Source organism: Nocardia sp. X0981 (assembly GCF_977089955.1).
On the sequence record NZ_OZ372435.1, the window covers coordinates 4,469,651 to 4,487,000 of the forward strand.

At 67.9% G+C, this 17,350-nt stretch carries 18 protein-coding genes; 16 read left to right on the forward strand and 2 right to left on the reverse strand.

Features of this window, described 5'->3' with window-relative positions:
• Positions 1-54: 54 nt before the first annotated feature.
• Positions 55-1,848, forward strand: a complete 1,794-nt coding sequence (ctaD, locus tag ACYR7D_RS19610; RefSeq protein ID WP_459545984.1) for an aa3-type cytochrome oxidase subunit I — start codon at positions 55-57, stop codon at positions 1,846-1,848.
• A 58-nt stretch (positions 1,849-1,906) separates the two neighbouring features.
• Here ctaD and ACYR7D_RS19615 read toward each other — a convergent pair whose 3' ends face one another.
• Positions 1,907-3,892, reverse strand: a complete 1,986-nt coding sequence (locus ACYR7D_RS19615; protein ID WP_459545985.1) for an erythromycin esterase family protein — start codon at positions 3,890-3,892, stop codon at positions 1,907-1,909.
• A 281-nt stretch (positions 3,893-4,173) separates the two neighbouring features.
• Between ACYR7D_RS19615 and ACYR7D_RS19620 the strand changes: the two genes are divergently transcribed.
• Positions 4,174-4,491, forward strand: coding sequence for a DUF2795 domain-containing protein (locus ACYR7D_RS19620; RefSeq protein WP_459545986.1), 318 nt, complete (start codon positions 4,174-4,176; stop codon positions 4,489-4,491).
• A gap of 24 nt (positions 4,492-4,515) precedes the next feature.
• Here the strand turns inward: ACYR7D_RS19620 and ACYR7D_RS19625 are convergent, their stop codons facing one another.
• Positions 4,516-4,677, reverse strand: coding sequence for a hypothetical protein (locus tag ACYR7D_RS19625; RefSeq protein WP_459545987.1), 162 nt, complete (start codon positions 4,675-4,677; stop codon positions 4,516-4,518).
• 121 nt (positions 4,678-4,798) lie between these two features.
• Between ACYR7D_RS19625 and ACYR7D_RS19630 the strand changes: the two genes are divergently transcribed.
• From ACYR7D_RS19630 to hypF, 14 genes are all read left to right on the forward strand, one after another.
• Entirely contained in the window at positions 4,799-6,151 is a 1,353-nt protein-coding gene (locus tag ACYR7D_RS19630; protein ID WP_459545988.1) for an NAD(P)/FAD-dependent oxidoreductase, read from the forward strand.
• A 59-nt stretch (positions 6,152-6,210) separates the two neighbouring features.
• On the forward strand, positions 6,211-6,585 hold the full coding sequence (locus tag ACYR7D_RS19635; RefSeq protein WP_459545989.1) for a hydrogenase maturation nickel metallochaperone HypA/HybF: 375 nt from the start codon (positions 6,211-6,213) through the stop codon (positions 6,583-6,585).
• Positions 6,543-7,376: a hydrogenase nickel incorporation protein HypB gene (hypB, locus tag ACYR7D_RS19640; protein ID WP_459545990.1), complete on the forward strand. Its 834-nt coding sequence runs from the start codon at positions 6,543-6,545 to the stop codon at positions 7,374-7,376. Before ACYR7D_RS19635 ends, hypB begins: the two co-directional genes overlap by 43 nt.
• An 82-nt stretch (positions 7,377-7,458) precedes the next feature.
• The gene (locus tag ACYR7D_RS19645; RefSeq protein WP_459545991.1) at positions 7,459-8,514 is read left to right on the forward strand and encodes an NADH-quinone oxidoreductase subunit B family protein; all 1,056 of its coding nucleotides are present in this window, start codon (positions 7,459-7,461) and stop codon (positions 8,512-8,514) included.
• An 11-nt stretch (positions 8,515-8,525) separates the two neighbouring features.
• Positions 8,526-10,322, forward strand: a complete 1,797-nt coding sequence (locus ACYR7D_RS19650) for a nickel-dependent hydrogenase large subunit (protein WP_459545992.1) — start codon at positions 8,526-8,528, stop codon at positions 10,320-10,322.
• A 27-nt stretch (positions 10,323-10,349) separates the two neighbouring features.
• A complete protein-coding gene (locus tag ACYR7D_RS19655) occupies positions 10,350-11,270 on the forward strand; it encodes a NifU family protein (RefSeq protein WP_459545993.1) in 921 nt (306 codons plus the stop codon).
• On the forward strand, positions 11,267-11,902 hold the full coding sequence (locus ACYR7D_RS19660) for a DUF5947 family protein (RefSeq protein WP_459545994.1): 636 nt from the start codon (positions 11,267-11,269) through the stop codon (positions 11,900-11,902). The genes ACYR7D_RS19655 and ACYR7D_RS19660 overlap by 4 nt, the downstream gene beginning before the upstream one ends.
• Positions 11,899-12,546: a DUF6084 family protein gene (locus ACYR7D_RS19665; RefSeq protein ID WP_459545995.1), complete on the forward strand. Its 648-nt coding sequence runs from the start codon at positions 11,899-11,901 to the stop codon at positions 12,544-12,546. Before ACYR7D_RS19660 ends, ACYR7D_RS19665 begins: the two co-directional genes overlap by 4 nt.
• Entirely contained in the window at positions 12,543-13,868 is a 1,326-nt protein-coding gene (locus ACYR7D_RS19670; RefSeq protein WP_459545996.1) for a hypothetical protein, read from the forward strand. Before ACYR7D_RS19665 ends, ACYR7D_RS19670 begins: the two co-directional genes overlap by 4 nt.
• A 13-nt stretch (positions 13,869-13,881) precedes the next feature.
• Positions 13,882-14,001 carry a DUF6893 family small protein gene (locus ACYR7D_RS19675; RefSeq protein WP_459545997.1) on the forward strand — a complete coding sequence of 40 codons (120 nt, stop codon included), beginning with the start codon at positions 13,882-13,884 and terminating at the stop codon, positions 13,999-14,001.
• A gap of 22 nt (positions 14,002-14,023) precedes the next feature.
• On the forward strand, positions 14,024-14,341 hold the full coding sequence (locus ACYR7D_RS19680) for a hypothetical protein (RefSeq protein WP_459545998.1): 318 nt from the start codon (positions 14,024-14,026) through the stop codon (positions 14,339-14,341).
• Entirely contained in the window at positions 14,301-14,819 is a 519-nt protein-coding gene (locus ACYR7D_RS19685) for a hydrogenase maturation protease (RefSeq protein ID WP_459545999.1), read from the forward strand. The genes ACYR7D_RS19680 and ACYR7D_RS19685 overlap by 41 nt, the downstream gene beginning before the upstream one ends.
• 2 nt (positions 14,820-14,821) lie before the next feature.
• Positions 14,822-15,064, forward strand: a complete 243-nt coding sequence (locus ACYR7D_RS19690) for a HypC/HybG/HupF family hydrogenase formation chaperone (RefSeq protein ID WP_459550218.1) — start codon at positions 14,822-14,824, stop codon at positions 15,062-15,064.
• Positions 15,061-17,331 carry a carbamoyltransferase HypF gene (hypF, locus tag ACYR7D_RS19695; protein ID WP_459546000.1) on the forward strand — a complete coding sequence of 757 codons (2,271 nt, stop codon included), beginning with the start codon at positions 15,061-15,063 and terminating at the stop codon, positions 17,329-17,331. The genes ACYR7D_RS19690 and hypF overlap by 4 nt, the downstream gene beginning before the upstream one ends.
• Positions 17,332-17,350: the final 19 nt, after the last annotated feature.

The window sequence follows — 17,350 nt, forward strand, 5'->3', positions numbered from 1 at the left end:
CGGGTACGCGCGCGAGCGAATCGAACACGCAGGTGGACCGATGGAGGAGAGCTCATGGCAGTGACACCGTCGCAACGGTCCGAGCTCACCGCCACCCGCCCGTTTCCGGCGCGGGTCGGCCCCAAGGGTTCCTACCTGTGGAAGATGGTCACCACGACCGACCCGAAGGTACTGGGTGTGCTGTATCTGGTGTCGGCGACGGCCTTCTTCATGATCGGTGGTCTGCTGGCATTGCTGATCCGTGGGGAGCTGGCCCGTCCCGGCCTGCAGTTCCTCTCACCGGAGCAGTACAACCAGTTGTTCACCATGCACGGCACCATCATGCTGCTGTTCTATGCCACACCGGTGGTGTTCGGTTTCGCCAATGCGATCCTGCCGTTGCAGATCGGCGCGCCGGATGTGGCGTTTCCCCGGCTCAACGCGTTCAGCTACTGGTTGTATCTGTTCGGTGCCACCATCGCGACGGCGGGGTTCGTCACGCCCGGTGGTGCCGCCGATTTCGGGTGGACCGCTTACACCCCGCTGAGCACGGTGCAGTTCTCGCCGGGTGTGGGCGGGGATCTGTGGATCATGGGCCTGGCGGTGTCGGGTCTGGGCACCATCCTGGGGGCGGTCAACATGATGACCACCGTGATCTGTCTTCGGGCGCCGGGAATGACGATGTTCCGGATGCCCATCTTCACCTGGAACATCTTCATCACCAGCATCCTGGTGTTGCTGGCGTTCCCGATTCTGACCGCCGCGCTGCTGGCGCTGGCCTATGATCGGCATCTCGGCGGGCATATCTACGATCCGGGCGTCGGCGGTGTCCTCCTGTGGCAGCACCTGTTCTGGTTCTTCGGGCATCCCGAGGTCTACATCATCGCGCTGCCGTTCTTCGGCATCATCAGCGAGGTGATCCCGGTGTTCAGCCGTAAACCCATTTTCGGCTACACGGCGCTGGTGTTCGCGACGCTGGCGATCGGGGGGCTGTCGATGGCGGTATGGGCGCATCACATGTACGCCACCGGGGCGGTACTGCTGCCGTTCTTCTCGCTGATGACCTTCCTGATCGCGGTGCCGACCGGGGTGAAGTTCTTCAACTGGATCGGCACGCTGTGGCGGGGCCAGCTCACCTTCGAGACACCGATGCTGTTCGCCCTGGGCTTCATCGCCACCTTCCTGCTCGGCGGTTTGTCCGGTGTCATCCTGGCCAGCCCGCCGCTGAACTGGCATGTCCACGACACCTACTTCGTGGTCGCGCATTTCCACTACGTCCTGTTCGGCACCATTGTTTTCGCCACCTTCTCCGGCATCTACTTCTGGTTCCCCAAACTCACCGGCCGGCTCATGGACGAACGGCTGGGCCGGTTGCACTTCTGGACCACGTTCATCGGCTTCCACGCCACCTTCCTGGTCCAGCACTGGCTCGGTGACGAAGGTATGCCCCGCCGCTACGCCGACTACCAGGCCGACGACGGGTTCACCGCCCTGCACACCTTCTCCACGCTCGGTTCGTTCCTGCTCGGAGCCTCCATGGTCGCCTTCGTGTGGAACGCCTTCAAGAGCTACCGCTACGGCGAGGTCGTCACCGTCGACGACCCCTGGGGCGCGGGTAACTCCCTGGAATGGGCGACAACCTGCCCGCCGCCACGGCACAATTTCTACGAACTACCCCGTATCCGCTCCGAGCGTCCCGCTTTCGAACTGCACTACCCGCATATGGCCGAACGTCTGCGCGCGGAATCCCATGCCGGGCGCGGCAGCAAATACGGCGCCGGCGCCGAACTCTCCCAGCCCCCCAGCCCAGGAGTTCCCGGCCGCACCGATTCCGGATCCACCACCACCCTGGAGAAACCGGAACAGTAGGCGCGGAGAGGGGCACCGAATCGCCGGCGGCACCTACCCGGGCCGGTCGCGTGCCGCATCAGACGGCATGGGGGTAGGTCTCTCCGGGCTCTTCCGCTCCCCGATGGGAGACGAGATCCAGCGGGGACAGTGCGGTGGTCTCGTCGATATGGATGAGGGCGTCGAACCGCTGCGCGGGGCGGGCGTGGAAATAGTGGCTCTGTCGTTCGCTCTCCGGGCGGTAGACGACTCCGATGGCGCGTTCGAGCAGCACCGAACGCAGCTCCTCGGGAACCGGCTCCTGGTCGAAGCGGAGCAGGAACCGCGCCTCTCCGGTCCGGTGCAACAGGTTCTCCACGCTGCCCGGCATCGACGGCCGGACCCATTTCACGCGGGGCGGGCCGTCCCAGTCGTCGGCAGCCAGCACCGTGCCCGTATGGGTGGTGAAGCCGAGGATACGGGCGGCGCCGGGCTCGTTCTCCCGCACCAGCCGGCCCAGGTTCGATTCCCCGCGAGCCCCCATCTCGGTGTGCCGTGCATCCCCGAGGTGTGAATTGTGGGCCCAGACGATGATTCCGGCCTCGTCGCCGTGGTGGCGCCGCAGATGTTCGCGCAGCGCCGTCAGCGTGCGGTACATGTGTTCGTCGCGCAGATTCCAGGAAGACACTCGGCTGGCGAACATCGCCCGGTAGTACTGCTCGGCCGCGGATACCAGCCGGGCGTTCTGCTCGGCATGGAACTGCTCGTCGGGGCCGGTGTCACCGCCGGAGCCACCGGCGCCGAGCCGCTGTAGTTCCACGAGCTGCGCTATCACCGCTTCCTCACAGTCCTCGCCCGCGCCGAATGCGGCGGCGTAGCCGTAGCCCCGCTCGTCGGTGTGCTGGTCGAAACAGGAGTAGCGGTCGCGGGCCCGCCGCGCGGCCGCCGGATCGACACGCTCGAGATAGCCGACGACTTCCGCCGCCGAGCGCCGCATGCTGTACAGGTCGAGTCCGTAGAAGCCCGCGGATCGAGCGGGCCGGGCGCGGTTGTGTTCGCGCAACCACTCCACGAAATCGCGGACCACCGTATTGCGCCACATCCACATCGGGAACCGTTCGAAGCCGCGCAGCGCCCGCTCCGCGTCGCTGTCGTGTCCGCGCCCCTGGACATATCTGTTCACCCGGTAGGCGTCGGGCCAGTCGGCCTCCACCGCCACCGCACGGAAGCCCGCGCGTTCGATCAATGTCCGGGTCATCTGTGCCCGGGCCGCGTAGAACTCCGCCGTACCGTGCGTGGCCTCACCGATCAGCACGTATCGGGCGTCGCCCACCAGGTCCAGCAGGACATCGTCGGGCGGTACACCTCCGGGCAGGCTGCGGGCCGTCGCACGGACACCGTCTTCCGGGGTGGCGGCGGGTGGGGGCCGGTCCTGCGCGGGAGCGTGCGCCGCCCGTTCGAGGAGCTCGCGTACCTCCGCGTCGGTGGTCTGCTCGAAATTCCAGTACGAGGCCCCCACACCGGTGAACGGGGCGGGGGTGGTCGCGCAGACGACTTCGTCCACCCGCTCGCCCAGCTCGGCGCAGGTGGATTCGGGGGCCGCGGGCACCGCCACCAGGACCCGCGCGGGACCCATCCGATATACCACGCGTATCGCGGCGTTCATGGTCGCGCCGGTCGCCAGTCCGTCGTCGACCAGCAGGACCGTTCGCCCGGTGATATCCGGCGGCGGACGGTCGCCCCGGTAGGCGAGCTCCCGCCGCCGCAGTTCCCGGCCTTCCGCCCGGGCTATCCTGTCCAGCTCCTCGGGCCCGACCTTCTCCGCGCGCAAGACATCGTCGTTGAGGACGAGAACATCGCCACCGGCGATCGCCCCCAACGCGAGCTCCGGATTCGCCGGCGAACCGAGTTTGCGGACGACCAGCACATCCAGTGGCGCGCGCAATGCCCGCGCCACCTCGTAGGCCACCGGCACCCCGCCGCGCGGAAGGGCCAGCACCACGGTGTCGGACGCGCGGAAGCGGTCGAGCAGGGTCGCCAGCACCCGACCGGCCTCGCGGCGGTCGCGGAAAACGCTTCTCGCCATATCGAGGCGCTACCCGGGCGTCACGGAGGCAAACAGGCGACGCGGACCGATCGATGGTTGATCGGATCGCGGTGGGGTACAGCGTCGGTGCGAGCCGGTCCGTACCGGCGAGACCGGGCTTCGCCGCCGAGTTCAGCAAGGCCCACAGAGGGTCGAGCCCGCGTCGCCTTCCACCCGCGAAGCGCATGCGCCGCAGGCGCGAATCCCGCGGGCGGAAAGCTCCCGCCGGAAGGGCTCGACCCCGCGCGCCGCAGGCGCGCCGAACACTGAGGAGGAAGTCGATGGTGGCAACCGATACCGATCGTGTGCGGCAGGCCCTGTCCGCGGCGGATTTTCCGGCGGACAAGACCGAACTGGTGCGCTACGCGACCGAGGCGCACGCCGACGTCGATACTGTGCGTGCCCTGAACGCGATACCACCGGAAACCTACGCCGATCTCGGTGAGGTGCTGCAGTCGGTGAATCTGGAGCCGCCGCGGTCACCCGCGGATCAGGCCGCTCAGCGCCGAACCCACCAGCATCCGGGTCTGGCCGAGCAGGAGAAGGATATCCCCGGTAATCCCATCGTCGATGAACTCGGGGAGAACCGGGGGAGTTAGTTCGCCGGGGCGCGATACGGGGATCTAGGGGTCCATACCGCTGTGTTCGGCCGGGGTCGATTCATCGGTTTCGATTTCCTCGCTCACGGGATGTTCGCCGGCGTGTGTCGGTGTGCTGTGTTCGTCGGCGAAATCCGGCTCGTCCTGCGCGGCGGAGGAACGGGGATCCGGGTCCGGTGTGGTCATACGCGGCGTATACCCATCCCTCGGCCGATAACGCCGGGCCGCTCGGGCGCGACCCGCCCCGGTTTCGGTGGCGATCTTTCGGGAATCGCGATCGGAAGTCGATACGAAGGAGGCAGTGGCCGTGCCGGACGCCGAGGACGACACCGACAACACCGAGAGCAGCACCGGCCCGCAGCGGGTCGTGATCGTGGGCAGTGGGTTCGCCGGGTTCACCTGCGCCAGTAAGCTGTGCCGCATCCTGGCGAAGGCGGGCAGCGATACCGAGGTGGTGCTCGTCACGCCCACCGATTACATGCTGTACACGCCGTTGCTTCCGGATGTGGCGGGCGGGCTCATCGACCCGCGTTTCGTCGCGATATCGCTGGCGGATGCCCTGCCCCGGGTCCGGCTGATGGTCGCCACCGCCGAAGCGATCGACCTGGACAAGAAGACCGTCACCGTCTCCAGCGAGCACCATGTCCCACGCGAATTGTCCTGGGACCGCCTCGTACTCACCCCCGGGTCGGTGACCCGGCTGTTCGATATCCCCGGACTCCCCGAACACGGCCGCGGGCTCAAAACCGTCGCCGAAGCACTGTACCTGCGTGAGCAGTTGCTGCGTCAACTCGAACTCGCCGACCACGAAGAGGACCCCGAGGTCCGGTGCGCGCGGCGCACCGTCGTCGTGGTCGGTGCCTCGTATGCCGGTACCGAGCTGGTCGCCCAGTTGCGTGCGCTCGCCGATACCTACGCCGCCCGCCGCGGTTTCGATCCGGCCGAGGTCCGTTTCGTGCTCCTGGACATGGCCGACCGCGTGATGCCGGAGGTCGGCGAGAAACTGAGCGACAAGGTGCTGTCCGTTCTGCGGGGACGCGGTATCGATATCCGGCTCGGTACGTCGCTGAAGGAACTCACCGACGAGTACGTGGTACTCACCGACGGCACGCGCGTGCCGACCTACACCGTCGCCTGGGTGACCGGCGTAACCGGTGCGCCCGTACTCGGTACGCTCGGTCTGCCGATGGAACGCGGGCGGCTGATCGTCGATGCCGATCTACGGGTACCCGATCATCCCGATGTCTTCGCCGGGGGCGACGCGGCGGCGGTCCCGGATCTGACGAAACCCGGCACGATCACCCCGCCCACCGCGCAGCACGCCAGTCGCCAGGGCAAGACCCTGGCCCGCAATGTCGCCGCGAGTATGGGGATCGGTTCGGCGGCGGTGTACAAGCATCGCGATATGGGCCTGGTCGTCGACCTGGGGCCCGGTTTCGCCGTGGCCAACCCGCTGGGTCTCCGGCTGTCCGGTCTTCCCGCCAAGATCGTGGCCCGTGCTTACCACACCTACGCCGTACCGCGCGGAGTGAACCGGTGGGCGATCACCATGACGTATCTGACCAACGCGGTCACGACGCGGCCGCTGACTCTGCTGGGGCTGGTCAGTCGTGAGGAGGCGAGCTTCGGTAGCAGCGAAGGGATCCCGAGCCGCACCTGAGTGATAGCCGGTGCGTATCGGGAGTAGCATCCAACTATCCCCGACGAGCCGAGAACGCGATGCACGAACTCGCGATTACGCAGAGTGTGGTCGACGCCGTGTGTGAACACGCGGCGGGCCGGCGGGTGTACAGCGTCACCGTCGAGGTGGGCGCACTGACAGCGGTGGTGCCGGAGGCGATGCGGTTCTGTTTCGATCTCGCCGCCGAGGGCACCGTCGCGGAGGGCGCGACCTTGGATATCCGGTGCGTACCGGGTGCGGCGCACTGCCGCGGCTGCGGTGCGGACTTCATCGTCACCGATCTGCTCCTGCTCTGCCGGTGCGGAAGCGCCGATGTGGAGATCGGGGCGGGCCGGGAATTGCGAATCCGGTCGATGGAAGTGAGCCGAGAATGTGCGCAACCTGCGGATGTGGGAACGACACGGGAGGCGTGATCACCGTCGGGCGCGGTCAGCCGGCGTCATCCGGGCAGCAACACGACCACCCGCACGAACACGAGCACCAGCACGACGGCGGTGCCGGCCATACGCACCCGCCCGGGACCGAAACGGTATCGCTGGAGCAGAAGGTGCTCGCGAAGAACGACCACCTCGCCCAGCACAACCGCGAGTGGCTGCACAGCCGCGGGATCCTGGCGCTGAATATGACCAGCTCTCCGGGGGCCGGTAAGACCACACTGCTCGAACGGACGATACGCGCGCTGTCCGATACGCCGATCGCGGTGATCGAAGGCGATCAGGAGACGGTGCTGGACGCGGAGCGGATCGCCGCGACCGGGGCCCGGGCCGTGCAGGTCAACACCGGGTCCGGGTGTCATCTCGACGCGGAGATGACCCGGCGGGCGCTGGAGGCCCTGGATCCCGCGCCCGGCACGGTGCTGTTCGTCGAGAATGTCGGCAATCTGGTCTGTCCCGCACTGTTCGACCTCGGGGAACGCCGGAAGGTCGTGATGATCTCGGTGACCGAGGGAACGGACAAGCCGTTGAAGTACCCGCATATGTTCGCCGCGGCGGGACTGGTGCTGGTGAACAAGATGGACCTGCTGCCGTACGTCGATTTCGATTTCGGGGCCTGCGCGGAGTACGCGCGTGCGGTGAACCCGGGTGTGGAGATTTTGCCGCTGTCGGTAACCGCGGGCAAGGGGCTCGAGCGCTGGTACGAGTGGCTGGGGGAGCAGCAGCGGGCGGTTTCGGCGAGTCTTGAGGGGGCGGTGGGGCCCGTCTAGACTGTTGTGATCGGCGTCACAAACCCGTGAGAAGCGAGCCGGAACGGCCAGCCCCCGCTTCGACTCCGGAAGGTGGCGGCACATGCCGACTCAGGAAGCGGTCCGAGCTGAAGAAACGCTGATCCACGTGCTCTGGATCAACGCCGGTCTCAGTTGCGATGGCGATTCGGTGGCGTTGACCGCCGCCACCCAGCCCAGTGTCGAGGAAATCGCCCTCGGTGCGTTACCCGGTCTACCGAAAGTGGCCGTGCACTGGCCGCTCATCGATTTCGAATGCGGTCCCAACGGCGGAGCCGACGATTTCCTCGAATGGTTCTTCCGGGCGGACCGGGGTGAACTCGAACCCTTCGTCCTGGTGGTGGAGGGATCGATCCCGAACGAGCAGTTGCACGAGGAAGGCTACTGGTGCGGGTTCGGCAACGATCCCGCCACCGGCCAGCCCCTGACGACCAGCGAATGGCTGGATCGTCTCGCGCCGAAGGCCACCGCGGTGGTGGCGGTCGGCACCTGCGCGACCTACGGCGGCATCCACGCGATGGCGGGCAATCCGACCGGTGCGATGGGGGTGCCCGATTATCTCGGCTGGGATTGGAAGAGCAAGGCGGGTATCCCGATCGTCTGCGTACCCGGCTGCCCCATCCACCCGGACAATCTCTCGGAGACACTCACCTACCTGCTCTACATGGCCACCGGTCAGGCCCCGATGATTCCGCTGGACGACGCGCTGCGACCCAAATGGTTGTTCGGTGCGACCGTGCACGAGGGTTGTGATCGCGCCGGCTATTACGAGGAAGGCGACTTCGCCACCGAGTACGGCTCACCGAAGTGCATTGTGAAACTCGGCTGCTGGGGTCCGGTCGTCAAGTGCAATGTGCCCAAACGCGGGTGGATCAACGGAGTGGGCGGCTGCCCGAACGTGGGCGGCATCTGCATCGGCTGCACGATGCCCGGCTTCCCAGACAAATTCATGCCGTTCATGGACGAGCCGCCCGGCGGCAAGTTCTCGTCCACCGCCTCGGGCCTGTACGGATCGGTGGTCCGCAGCCTCCGGCACATCACCGGCCGCACGGTCGACAAGGAGCCGCGCTGGCGGCACCGCGGCGAAAAGCTCGAAACCGGCGCGACCCGCACCTGGTAGGAGAAGCTCCGATGACACAGATCATCCCCGAGCCGTCACAGCGGACGATCGAACCGGGCAGCCTCGTCGAGATGGCATGGGACCCGGTCACACGTATCGTCGGCAGCCTCGGCATCTATACCAAGATCGACTTCGACAACAACGAGGTGGTCGAGTGTCACAGCACCTCCTCCATCTTCCGCGGCTACTCCCTCTTCATGCGCGGTAAGGACCCGCGCGACGCCCACTTCATCACCAGCCGTATCTGCGGTATCTGCGGCGACAACCACGCCACCTGCTCCTGCTACTGCCAGAACATGGCCTACGGGGTGCAGCCGCCACATCTGGGGGAGTGGATCGTCAACCTCGGTGAGGCCGCCGAGTACATGTTCGACCACAACATCTTCCAGGAGAACCTGGTCGGTGTGGACTTCTGCGAGAAGATGGTCGCCGAGACCAATCCCGGGGTGCTCGCCCGGGCCGAACGGGCCGAGGCACCGCATACAGAAGCTCATGGATACCGCACGATCGCCGACATCATGCGCGCCCTCAACCCGTTCACCGGGGAGTTCTACCGGGAGGCGCTGCAGGTGAGCCGGTACACCCGCGAGATGTTCTGCCTGATGGAAGGCAGGCATGTACATCCCTCGACGTTGTATCCGGGCGGCCCGGGCACGGTGGCGACGGTCCAGCTGATGACCGACTACATGACCCGGCTCATGCACTACGTCGAGTTCATGAAGAAGGTCGTGCCCATGCACGACGATCTGTTCGACTTCTTCTACGAGGCGTTGCCCGGCTACGAGCAGATCGGCCTGCGCCGCACCCTGCTGGGCTGCTGGGGTTCCTTCCAGGATCCCGAGTTCTGCAATTTCGAATACAAGGATATGGAGGACTGGGGCCGCAAGATGTTCGTCACCCCGGGGGTGGTGGTGGACGGCGAGCTGGTCACCACCTCCCTGGTCGATATCAACCTGGGCTTGCGGATCCTGCTGGGCAGTTCCTATTACGAGGACTGGACCGACCAGGAGATGTTCGTGAAAACCGATCCGCTGGGCAATCCGGTGGACCGGCGGCATCCCTGGAACCAGCACACCAACCCGAAACCACAGAAGCGCGACCTGGACGACAAGTACAGCTGGGTCATGTCGCCGCGCTGGTTCGACGGTACCGACCATCTGGCCCTGGACACCGGCGGCGGCCCCCTGGCGCGCCTGTGGTCGACGGCGCTGGCGGACCTGGTCGATATCGGTTACGTGAAGTCCACCGGGCACAGCGTGCAGATCAACCTGCCCAAGACCGCGTTGAAGGGTCCGGTGACGCTGGAGTGGAAGATCCCCGTCCACGGCAGCAACACCATCGAACGCAATCGCGCCCGCACCTACTTCCAGGCGTACGCGGCGGCCTGCGCACTGCATTTCGCGGAGAAGGCGCTCGCGGAGATCCGGGCCGGGCACACCAAGACCTGGGAGGAGTTCGAGGTACCGGAGGAGGGCATCGGCTGCGGATTCACCGAGGCGGTACGCGGGGTGCTGTCGCACCATATGGTGATCCGGGACGGCAAGATCGCCAACTACCACCCGTATCCGCCGACCCCGTGGAACGCCAGCCCACGCGACGGCTACGGCACCCCCGGTCCGTACGAGGACGCGGTGCAGGGGCAGCCGATCTTCGAGGAGAACGACCGCGAGCATTTCAAGGGCATCGACATCATGCGCACGGTGCGCAGTTTCGACCCCTGCCTGCCGTGTGGCGTGCACATGTATCTCGGCAAGGGGCAGACCCTGCAGAAACTGCACTCACCGGCCCAGGCGCTCACCCCGGAGTGAGTCCGTATCGGTACCGGTGACGGGAGGGTGGCAGTGGAGGTTCGCCCAGCACAACAGCCCGATGCGATATCCGACGAGAACCGATGGCGAGAGGCGGGCGATCGGATAGAGACACTGCTGGAGGCGAGTTCGGCAGGCGGTGCGGTGGCCCGCGAACGCGCCGAACAGCTGGTTCGCGAGGTCGTCGAACTGTACGGCGCGGGATTGGCCCGGATGGTCGCGTTACTGGACACTGGAACTCTCGAACGGCTGGTCCGGGACGATCTCGTCGCGAGTCTGCTGCTCGTCCACGGGCTGCACCCCCACGATGTGGAGACTCGGGTCCAGGCGGCGCTGGAGAGCGTGCGCCCCTACCTCGGTTCGCACGGCGGCGATGTGGAACTGGTCGAGATCGTCGACGGCGTGGTCCGCCTGGAGCTGGCCGGGAGTTGCCGCAGCTGCCCGTCCTCGTCGGTGACATTGGAGCTGGCCGTACAGGACGCGGTGCGTACGGCGGCACCGGAGATCGAGGCCATCGAGGTCGTCACCGCGCCTACGGAGCCGGCCGGGCCGATCTCCGCCGACTCGCTGTTCTCGCGGGTGCGTGCGAACGGTCCCGGGACCGGTAGCTGGGTCGCGGTCCCCGAATTGGCCGAGTTGCTTCCCGGGGAGGTGGGCGGGTTCGCCGTCGCCGGACTCACCGTGCTGGCCTGCCGGGTGGGTGAGCAACTGTTCGCCTACCGGGATCTGTGCCCGGTCTGCGCGCATTCGCTGGCGGGGGCCGCACTGCACCGGCGGCCGGGTCGCCCGGCCGGTGACGTGGTGCTGCGCTGCCCGACCTGCCGGGCGCATTTCGATATCGTCGCGGCCGGGGCGCGAATCGACGGCGACGGTCACCTCGATCCGCTTCCGGTTCTCGTGCGTTCCGGTGAACCTGCGGTGGCGGTACCGGTGGGGGTGCACGGGTGAGCACCCCGTTCCGAGCGCTGCGGCGGATCACCGCCGAGCGCCCGCCCGCCCCGCGGGTGGGCGAACGGTGCGAGATGTGCGCCGATCCCATCGCCGAAGAACATCAGCACGTCGTGAACGTCGAAGGCCGGCAGCTGATGTGTGTATGCCGCGGCTGCTACCTGCTGTTCGTGGACCGGGAAGCGGCCCTGCGCTACCGGGCGGTGCCCGACCGCTATCTCGCCTTCCCCGAGTTCACGATCGGCCAGGAGGAATGGGACGCCTTGGACATACCGGTAGGGCTGGTCTTCTTCTTCCGCAACTCCGCGCTGGGCCGGACCGTGGCGCTGTATCCGGGTCCGGCGGGCGCGACCGAATCGGAACTGCCGTTGGCGCGGTGGAACACCATCCTGCGGCGTCATCCGGAATTGGACACCCTGGTCCCCGATGTCGAAGCCCTGCTGATCCGGGTTCCCGAACGGGGGACCGCGGCCGCGAGTTGTCTGCTGCTGCCGATCGACGCCTGCTACGAGTTCGCCGGCCGCATACGGCTGTTGTGGCGGGGTTTCGACGGGGGCCAGGAGGTGCGGCGTTATCTGGACGAGTTCTTCGCCGCGGTCTCGGCGCGGGCACGGCCGGGTGGTGCGGTATGAGCCCCGTTCACTCGACGACCTTCGCGGTTCTCGGGATCGCACCGGAGCCGTACGCGGTCGCGCCGATCCTGACCGCGCGGATCGGTATCGCGGCTCTCGCCGAGGAACCCGTGCATGCGATCGCGCTGCGCGCGCAGGTACGGATACAACCCTCGCGCCGCCACTACACCGACGAGGAGGGGGCGGGCCTGGCCGATCTGTTCGGCGCCCGGGAGCGTTGGCGGGAGACCCAGCGGTCGTTCCTCTGGATGCACTGCGCCACCATGATTCCCGGTTTCTCCGGCGGCGCCGAGGTGGATCTGCCGATGCCGTGCACCTACGACCTCGAAGTGACCGGCTCGAAGTATCTGCATGCCCTACGCGGCGGCACGGTGCCCCTGGTTTTCCTGTTCAGCGGCACGGTTTTCATCAAGGGCAGTGGCGGCTTCGCGATCCAGCAGATCCCCTGGGACCGGGAGGACCGGTTCGATATGCCGGTCTCGGTATGGCAGGACCTGATGGCGGCGCATTTCCCGAACACCGGCTGGCTGCGCCTGCACCGCGATACCCTCGAGGCCCTGCGGGCCTACAAATCCGATCACGGGCTGCTCGGCTTCGACGACACGGTGACCCGTTTGCTGGCCCGCGCCGGGGAACCGACATGACCACCGGACCGCCGGCCCGGGCCCGCGCCGTCGCCGACGCGGTGCTCTACGAGGGCTACCTGCTCTACCCCTATCGGGCGAACGCGGGTAAGAACCGGTCGCGCTGGCAATTCGGCGTACTGGGGCCGGTGGGAGCGGCTGCGGCCGGGCTCGGTGAAGAGTCGTCCCTGTCGGCCGAGTTCGTGGTGGAGCCGGATACGGACCCCATGCTGACGTGGACGGTCCGCTTCCTCCAGCTCCAGCATCGTCAGGTGCTGGACGGTGCCGGTGTACCGTGCGCCGAACTGGCCGCCGGAGGGCGGTCGTGGCTGTCCTGGGACGAAGCCGTCGCGCGGGAGATCGGAGTAGGCCCGGTGGCGCCCGCGAACCTGACGCGCGCGCTCCCGGTTCCCGGCGGCACCGATATCGAGGAGATCGCCGGTGATGCGGGACAGGTGACCGGCGCGCTGGTGCGGACGCGGCAGGAACTGGCGGGTGAACTCGAACTCTCGGCCGAGCGGGACGGCCGGTACCTGCGGCTCGCGGCCGAGGTCCGCAATGTGGGCGAAGCCGCGACCGGCAGGCAGGACGCCATCGCCCGCTCCCTGATCGGGGCCCATCTCATCGTGGAGATCAGTGGTGGGCGATTCGTCTCCCTGCTGGACCCGCCCACCGCCGCGGCGGCCGCGGTGCGTCGTTGTCGCCGGCACCGCTGCTTCCCGGTACTCGCCGGCCCACCCGGCGACCACAGTCTGCTGCTGATCTCCCCGATCATCCTCTACGACCATCCGGAAATCGCGGAACAGAGCGGGACAGCGCTCTTCGATGCCACCGAGATCGACGAAATCCTCACGCTGCGGGTGATGACCATGACCGACGAGGAGAAGGCACAGGCGCGGGCGACCGACCCACACGCGGGCGAGATCATCGACCGCTGCGATGCGATATCACCGGAGGCCCTGCGACGGCTGCACGGTGTGTTGCGGGATCCGTATCCCGGCCGGCCGCGGCCGATACCCGAGGTTCCTCCCGGAACCGATTGGTGGGATCCGGCGGCCGACAGTGCCGTGCGCCCCGATACCGACGCGGTGCCGGTGGCCGGTGTGCTGGTGCGCAGGGGCAGCCGGGTCCGGTTGCGTCCGGCGCGGCGTGCCGACGCCCAGGACCTGTTCGTCGACGGCCGGACCGCCCGGGTGGTCTCGGTACACGAGGACGTGGACGGCCGGGCGCACCTCGGGGTCGTCCTGGAAGACGATCCCGCGGCCGAACTGCACGAATGGTTCGGCCGCTACCTCTATTTCGCACCCGACGAACTCGAGCCCCTCGACGGACCCGAGAAGTGAAAGGAAGCCCGTGATGGAAACGGTGGGAGTGATCGCGACAGCGGTGGTGGCCGTGCTGGCGGCGGCCGGACTGTACCTCGGGGTGCGGTCGGTACCGGATCTCCGGCGGTACCTGAAGATCCGGCAGATGTAGCGGCGGACCGGAAGGAGCAATCATGCGGGACCGACACGAAGAACCGCAGGAGGCGCGCGGCGAACCGGGTGCGCGCGATACCGGCGCCGATACCGTGGCCGCGGGACCTACCGACCGCGAACCGGGCGATATCGGACACGAGGAGACGACCTCCGCCCACGGCACCGATGCCGAGCGGACGGCCGAGTTCACTTCCGAGGAGATCCCCGGTGGTGAGCGGGAGACCCCGCCCTACGAGGAACGCAAACCGACCGCGAACGAACCGGAGGAGACGGCGACCGGCACGGTCGGCGGCGCGAATGTCGGCGGGGCGACATCGCCGACCGAAGAGAAGGGATGAGCCGACGGGCACGGTGCTGGTCGCCGGGATCGGCAATATCTTCCTCGGTGACGACGGGTTCGGGCCCGAGGTGATGCGGCGGTTACCGGCGGGCCTCGGTCCGGGTGTGCGTGCGGTGGACTACGGCATCCGCGGTATGCACCTGGCCTACGACCTGCTCGACGGGTGGGAGGCGCTGGTGCTGGTCGACGCGCTGCCCGATCGGGGAGCGCCGGGACAGATCGAAGTGTCGCGGGTCCGACCCGGCGCCGCCGCGACCGTGGGACTGGACGCGCATGCCATGGATCCGGCCGCCGTCTTCGCGAGTGTCCGGGCCCTGGGTGGGGCGCTGCCGCCGACCGTGGTCGTCGGCTGTCAGGTGGAGTCGGTGGACGAGCGGATCGGACTGTCCGACCCGGTCGCTGCCGCGGTGGACCCCGCGGCGGCCGCGGTGGGCCGTGTGGTGGCCGATCTGCTCGAGGTCCAGCAGGAGGTGTGACGATGTGCCTCGGGATTCCCGGCCGGGTCGTCGAGATACCGGACGGCTACCACGGCCAGATCGCGCTGGTGGAGGTGTCCGGAAAGCAACGGCGGGTCAATATCGGCCTGCTCGAGGACGATCCGGCGCGACCCGGCGATTGGGTGATCATCCATATGGGGTTCGTGGTGGAGAAAACCGACGAACCCGGCGCGGCCGCGGCACTCGCCGGGTTGCGGATGCTCGGGCGAGGTGACGGGCCGTGACGGCGGGCCGGGCGCGCCGGCGGTTCGTGGTGCGCGGTGTGGTGCAGGGCGTCGGCTTCCGGCCGTTCGTCTACACCACCGCGGCCGAGCTCTCCCTGAGCGGGCGGGTGTCCAACGACAGCAGCGGTGTTTTCATCGAAACCGAGGGGACGCCCGCGGACCTGGCGGAGTTCGAACGCCGCCTGCGGTTCTCACCGCCGCCGCTGGCGGTGCTCGAATCGGTGGAGTGCTCGGAGATCCCGGTCCAGGGTGGGACCGGCTTCCATATCGCCGATACCACCCGGGGTGAGGGCCGCACCTTCGCTTCGCCGGATATCGCCATCTGCGCCGCGTGCGACGCCGAACTGCGCGACCCTTCCGGCAGACGCCACCGGCACCCGTTCGTGAACTGCACCAACTGCGGGCCCCGGTTCACCATCATCGCCGGATTACCCTACGACCGGGCCCGGACTTCCATGGCGGATTTCCCCATGTGCGACCGGTGCGCCCGGGAGTACCACGACCCCGCCGACCGCCGTTTCCACGCGCAGCCCATCGCCTGCCCCGACTGTGGCCCCCGCCTGTACTACACCGGACCGGGCGGTGGTGAACCGCTCGCCGCGGCGCGTGCGCTGCTGCGGTCGGGCGGGATCCTGGCGGTGAAGGGGATCGGGGGCTACCACCTGGCCTGTGACGCGGCCGACGAGACCGCGGTCGCCGAGTTGCGCCGCCGTAAACGGCGGGGTGGCAAACCTTTCGCCGTGATGGTGCCGGAATTGTCGATCGCCCGGGAGATCGCGGTGGTCGATCCGCCGGCCGCCGGACTGCTGACCGGGCCGCAGCGCCCCATCGTGCTGCTCGCCCGCGGGGGCAGACCGCTGGCCGAGTCCGTCGCGCCGGACAATCCGGACCTGGGCGTGATGCTGGCCTATACCCCGCTGCACATCCTGCTGTTCGGCCTGCCCGGCGACCCGCCGGGGCCGGAGGTACTGGTGATGACCTCGGGTAACCGCAGCAGCGAACCGATCTGCTACGACGACGCGGACGCGCGCGAGCGCCTCGCCGGCCTCGCCGACGGGTGGTTGTGGCACGACCGCCGCATCCTGGTGCCCTGTGACGATTCGGTGGTGCGGCTGGTCGACGGTGCCGAATCCCCGGTGCGCCGCTCACGCGGATACGCGCCGCTGCCGCTCGCGCTGCCGGCGCCGATACCGCCGACGCTGGCCGTGGGCGCCGATCTGAAGAACGTCTGTGCCCTCGCCGACGGCCGCTACGCCTGGTTGAGTCAGCACATCGGCGATATGGACGATCTGGCGACGCTACGCGCCTTCGGTGCCACCGAACAGCACCTCGAGGAGCTGACCGGGGTGCGTCCCACTCAGCTCGTCGCGGATACACATCCGGGTTACCGGTCCACCGAGTGGGCCCACCGGCATGCCGGTGACCGTCCGGTACGCACCGTCCAGCACCACCACGCGCATATCGCCGCCGTCATGGGCGAGCACGGGCTCGGTGTCACCGATACCGTGCTGGGAATCGCGTTCGACGGCACCGGATTCGGCCCCGACGGTGCGGTGTGGGGCGGGGAGATCCTCGCCGCCGGATACAAGGGATACCGGCGGCTGGCCCATCTGAAATATGTGCCGCTGGCCGGGGGTGACGCCTCGGTGCACCGGCCGTACCGGATGGCCCTGGCGCATCTGTGGGCAGCCGGTATCGACTGGTCGCCGGCGATCGCCTCGGTTCAGGCCTGCCCGCCCGCGGAACGGTCGGTTCTCGAGCACCAGTTCGGCACCGGACTGGGATGTGCTCCCACCTCCAGTATGGGCCGATTGTTCGACGCGGTTTCGTCGCTGGCCGGGGTACGGCACGTCGTCGACTACGAGGCGCAGGCGGCCATCGAACTCGAAGGGTTCTCCCGGCGTGGAGACCTCGCCGACACCTCGTACCGGTTCACAGTGGACACCGGTACGGACCCGGCGCTCGTGGACCCCGCCCCGGTGATCGCCGCGGTCGTCGCCGATGCACTGGCCGGGGTACCGGCGGCGGTGATCGGCGCCCGCTTCCACGCCGCTCTCGCCCGATTGGTGCTCGAAGCGGCCGTGGTGTACACGGCGCCGCACCGGTTCGTCGCGCTCTCGGGCGGGGTGTTCCAGAACGCGCTGCTGCTGTCCTACGCGCGAAAACTTCTGCGCGACAACGGATTCACCGTTCTCACGCATCGCAGACTGCCACCCAACGACGGTGGCCTCGCATTCGGGCAGGTGCTCGCGACCGCCGCGGGCTGAGCGGAGAAGGAGGAACGAT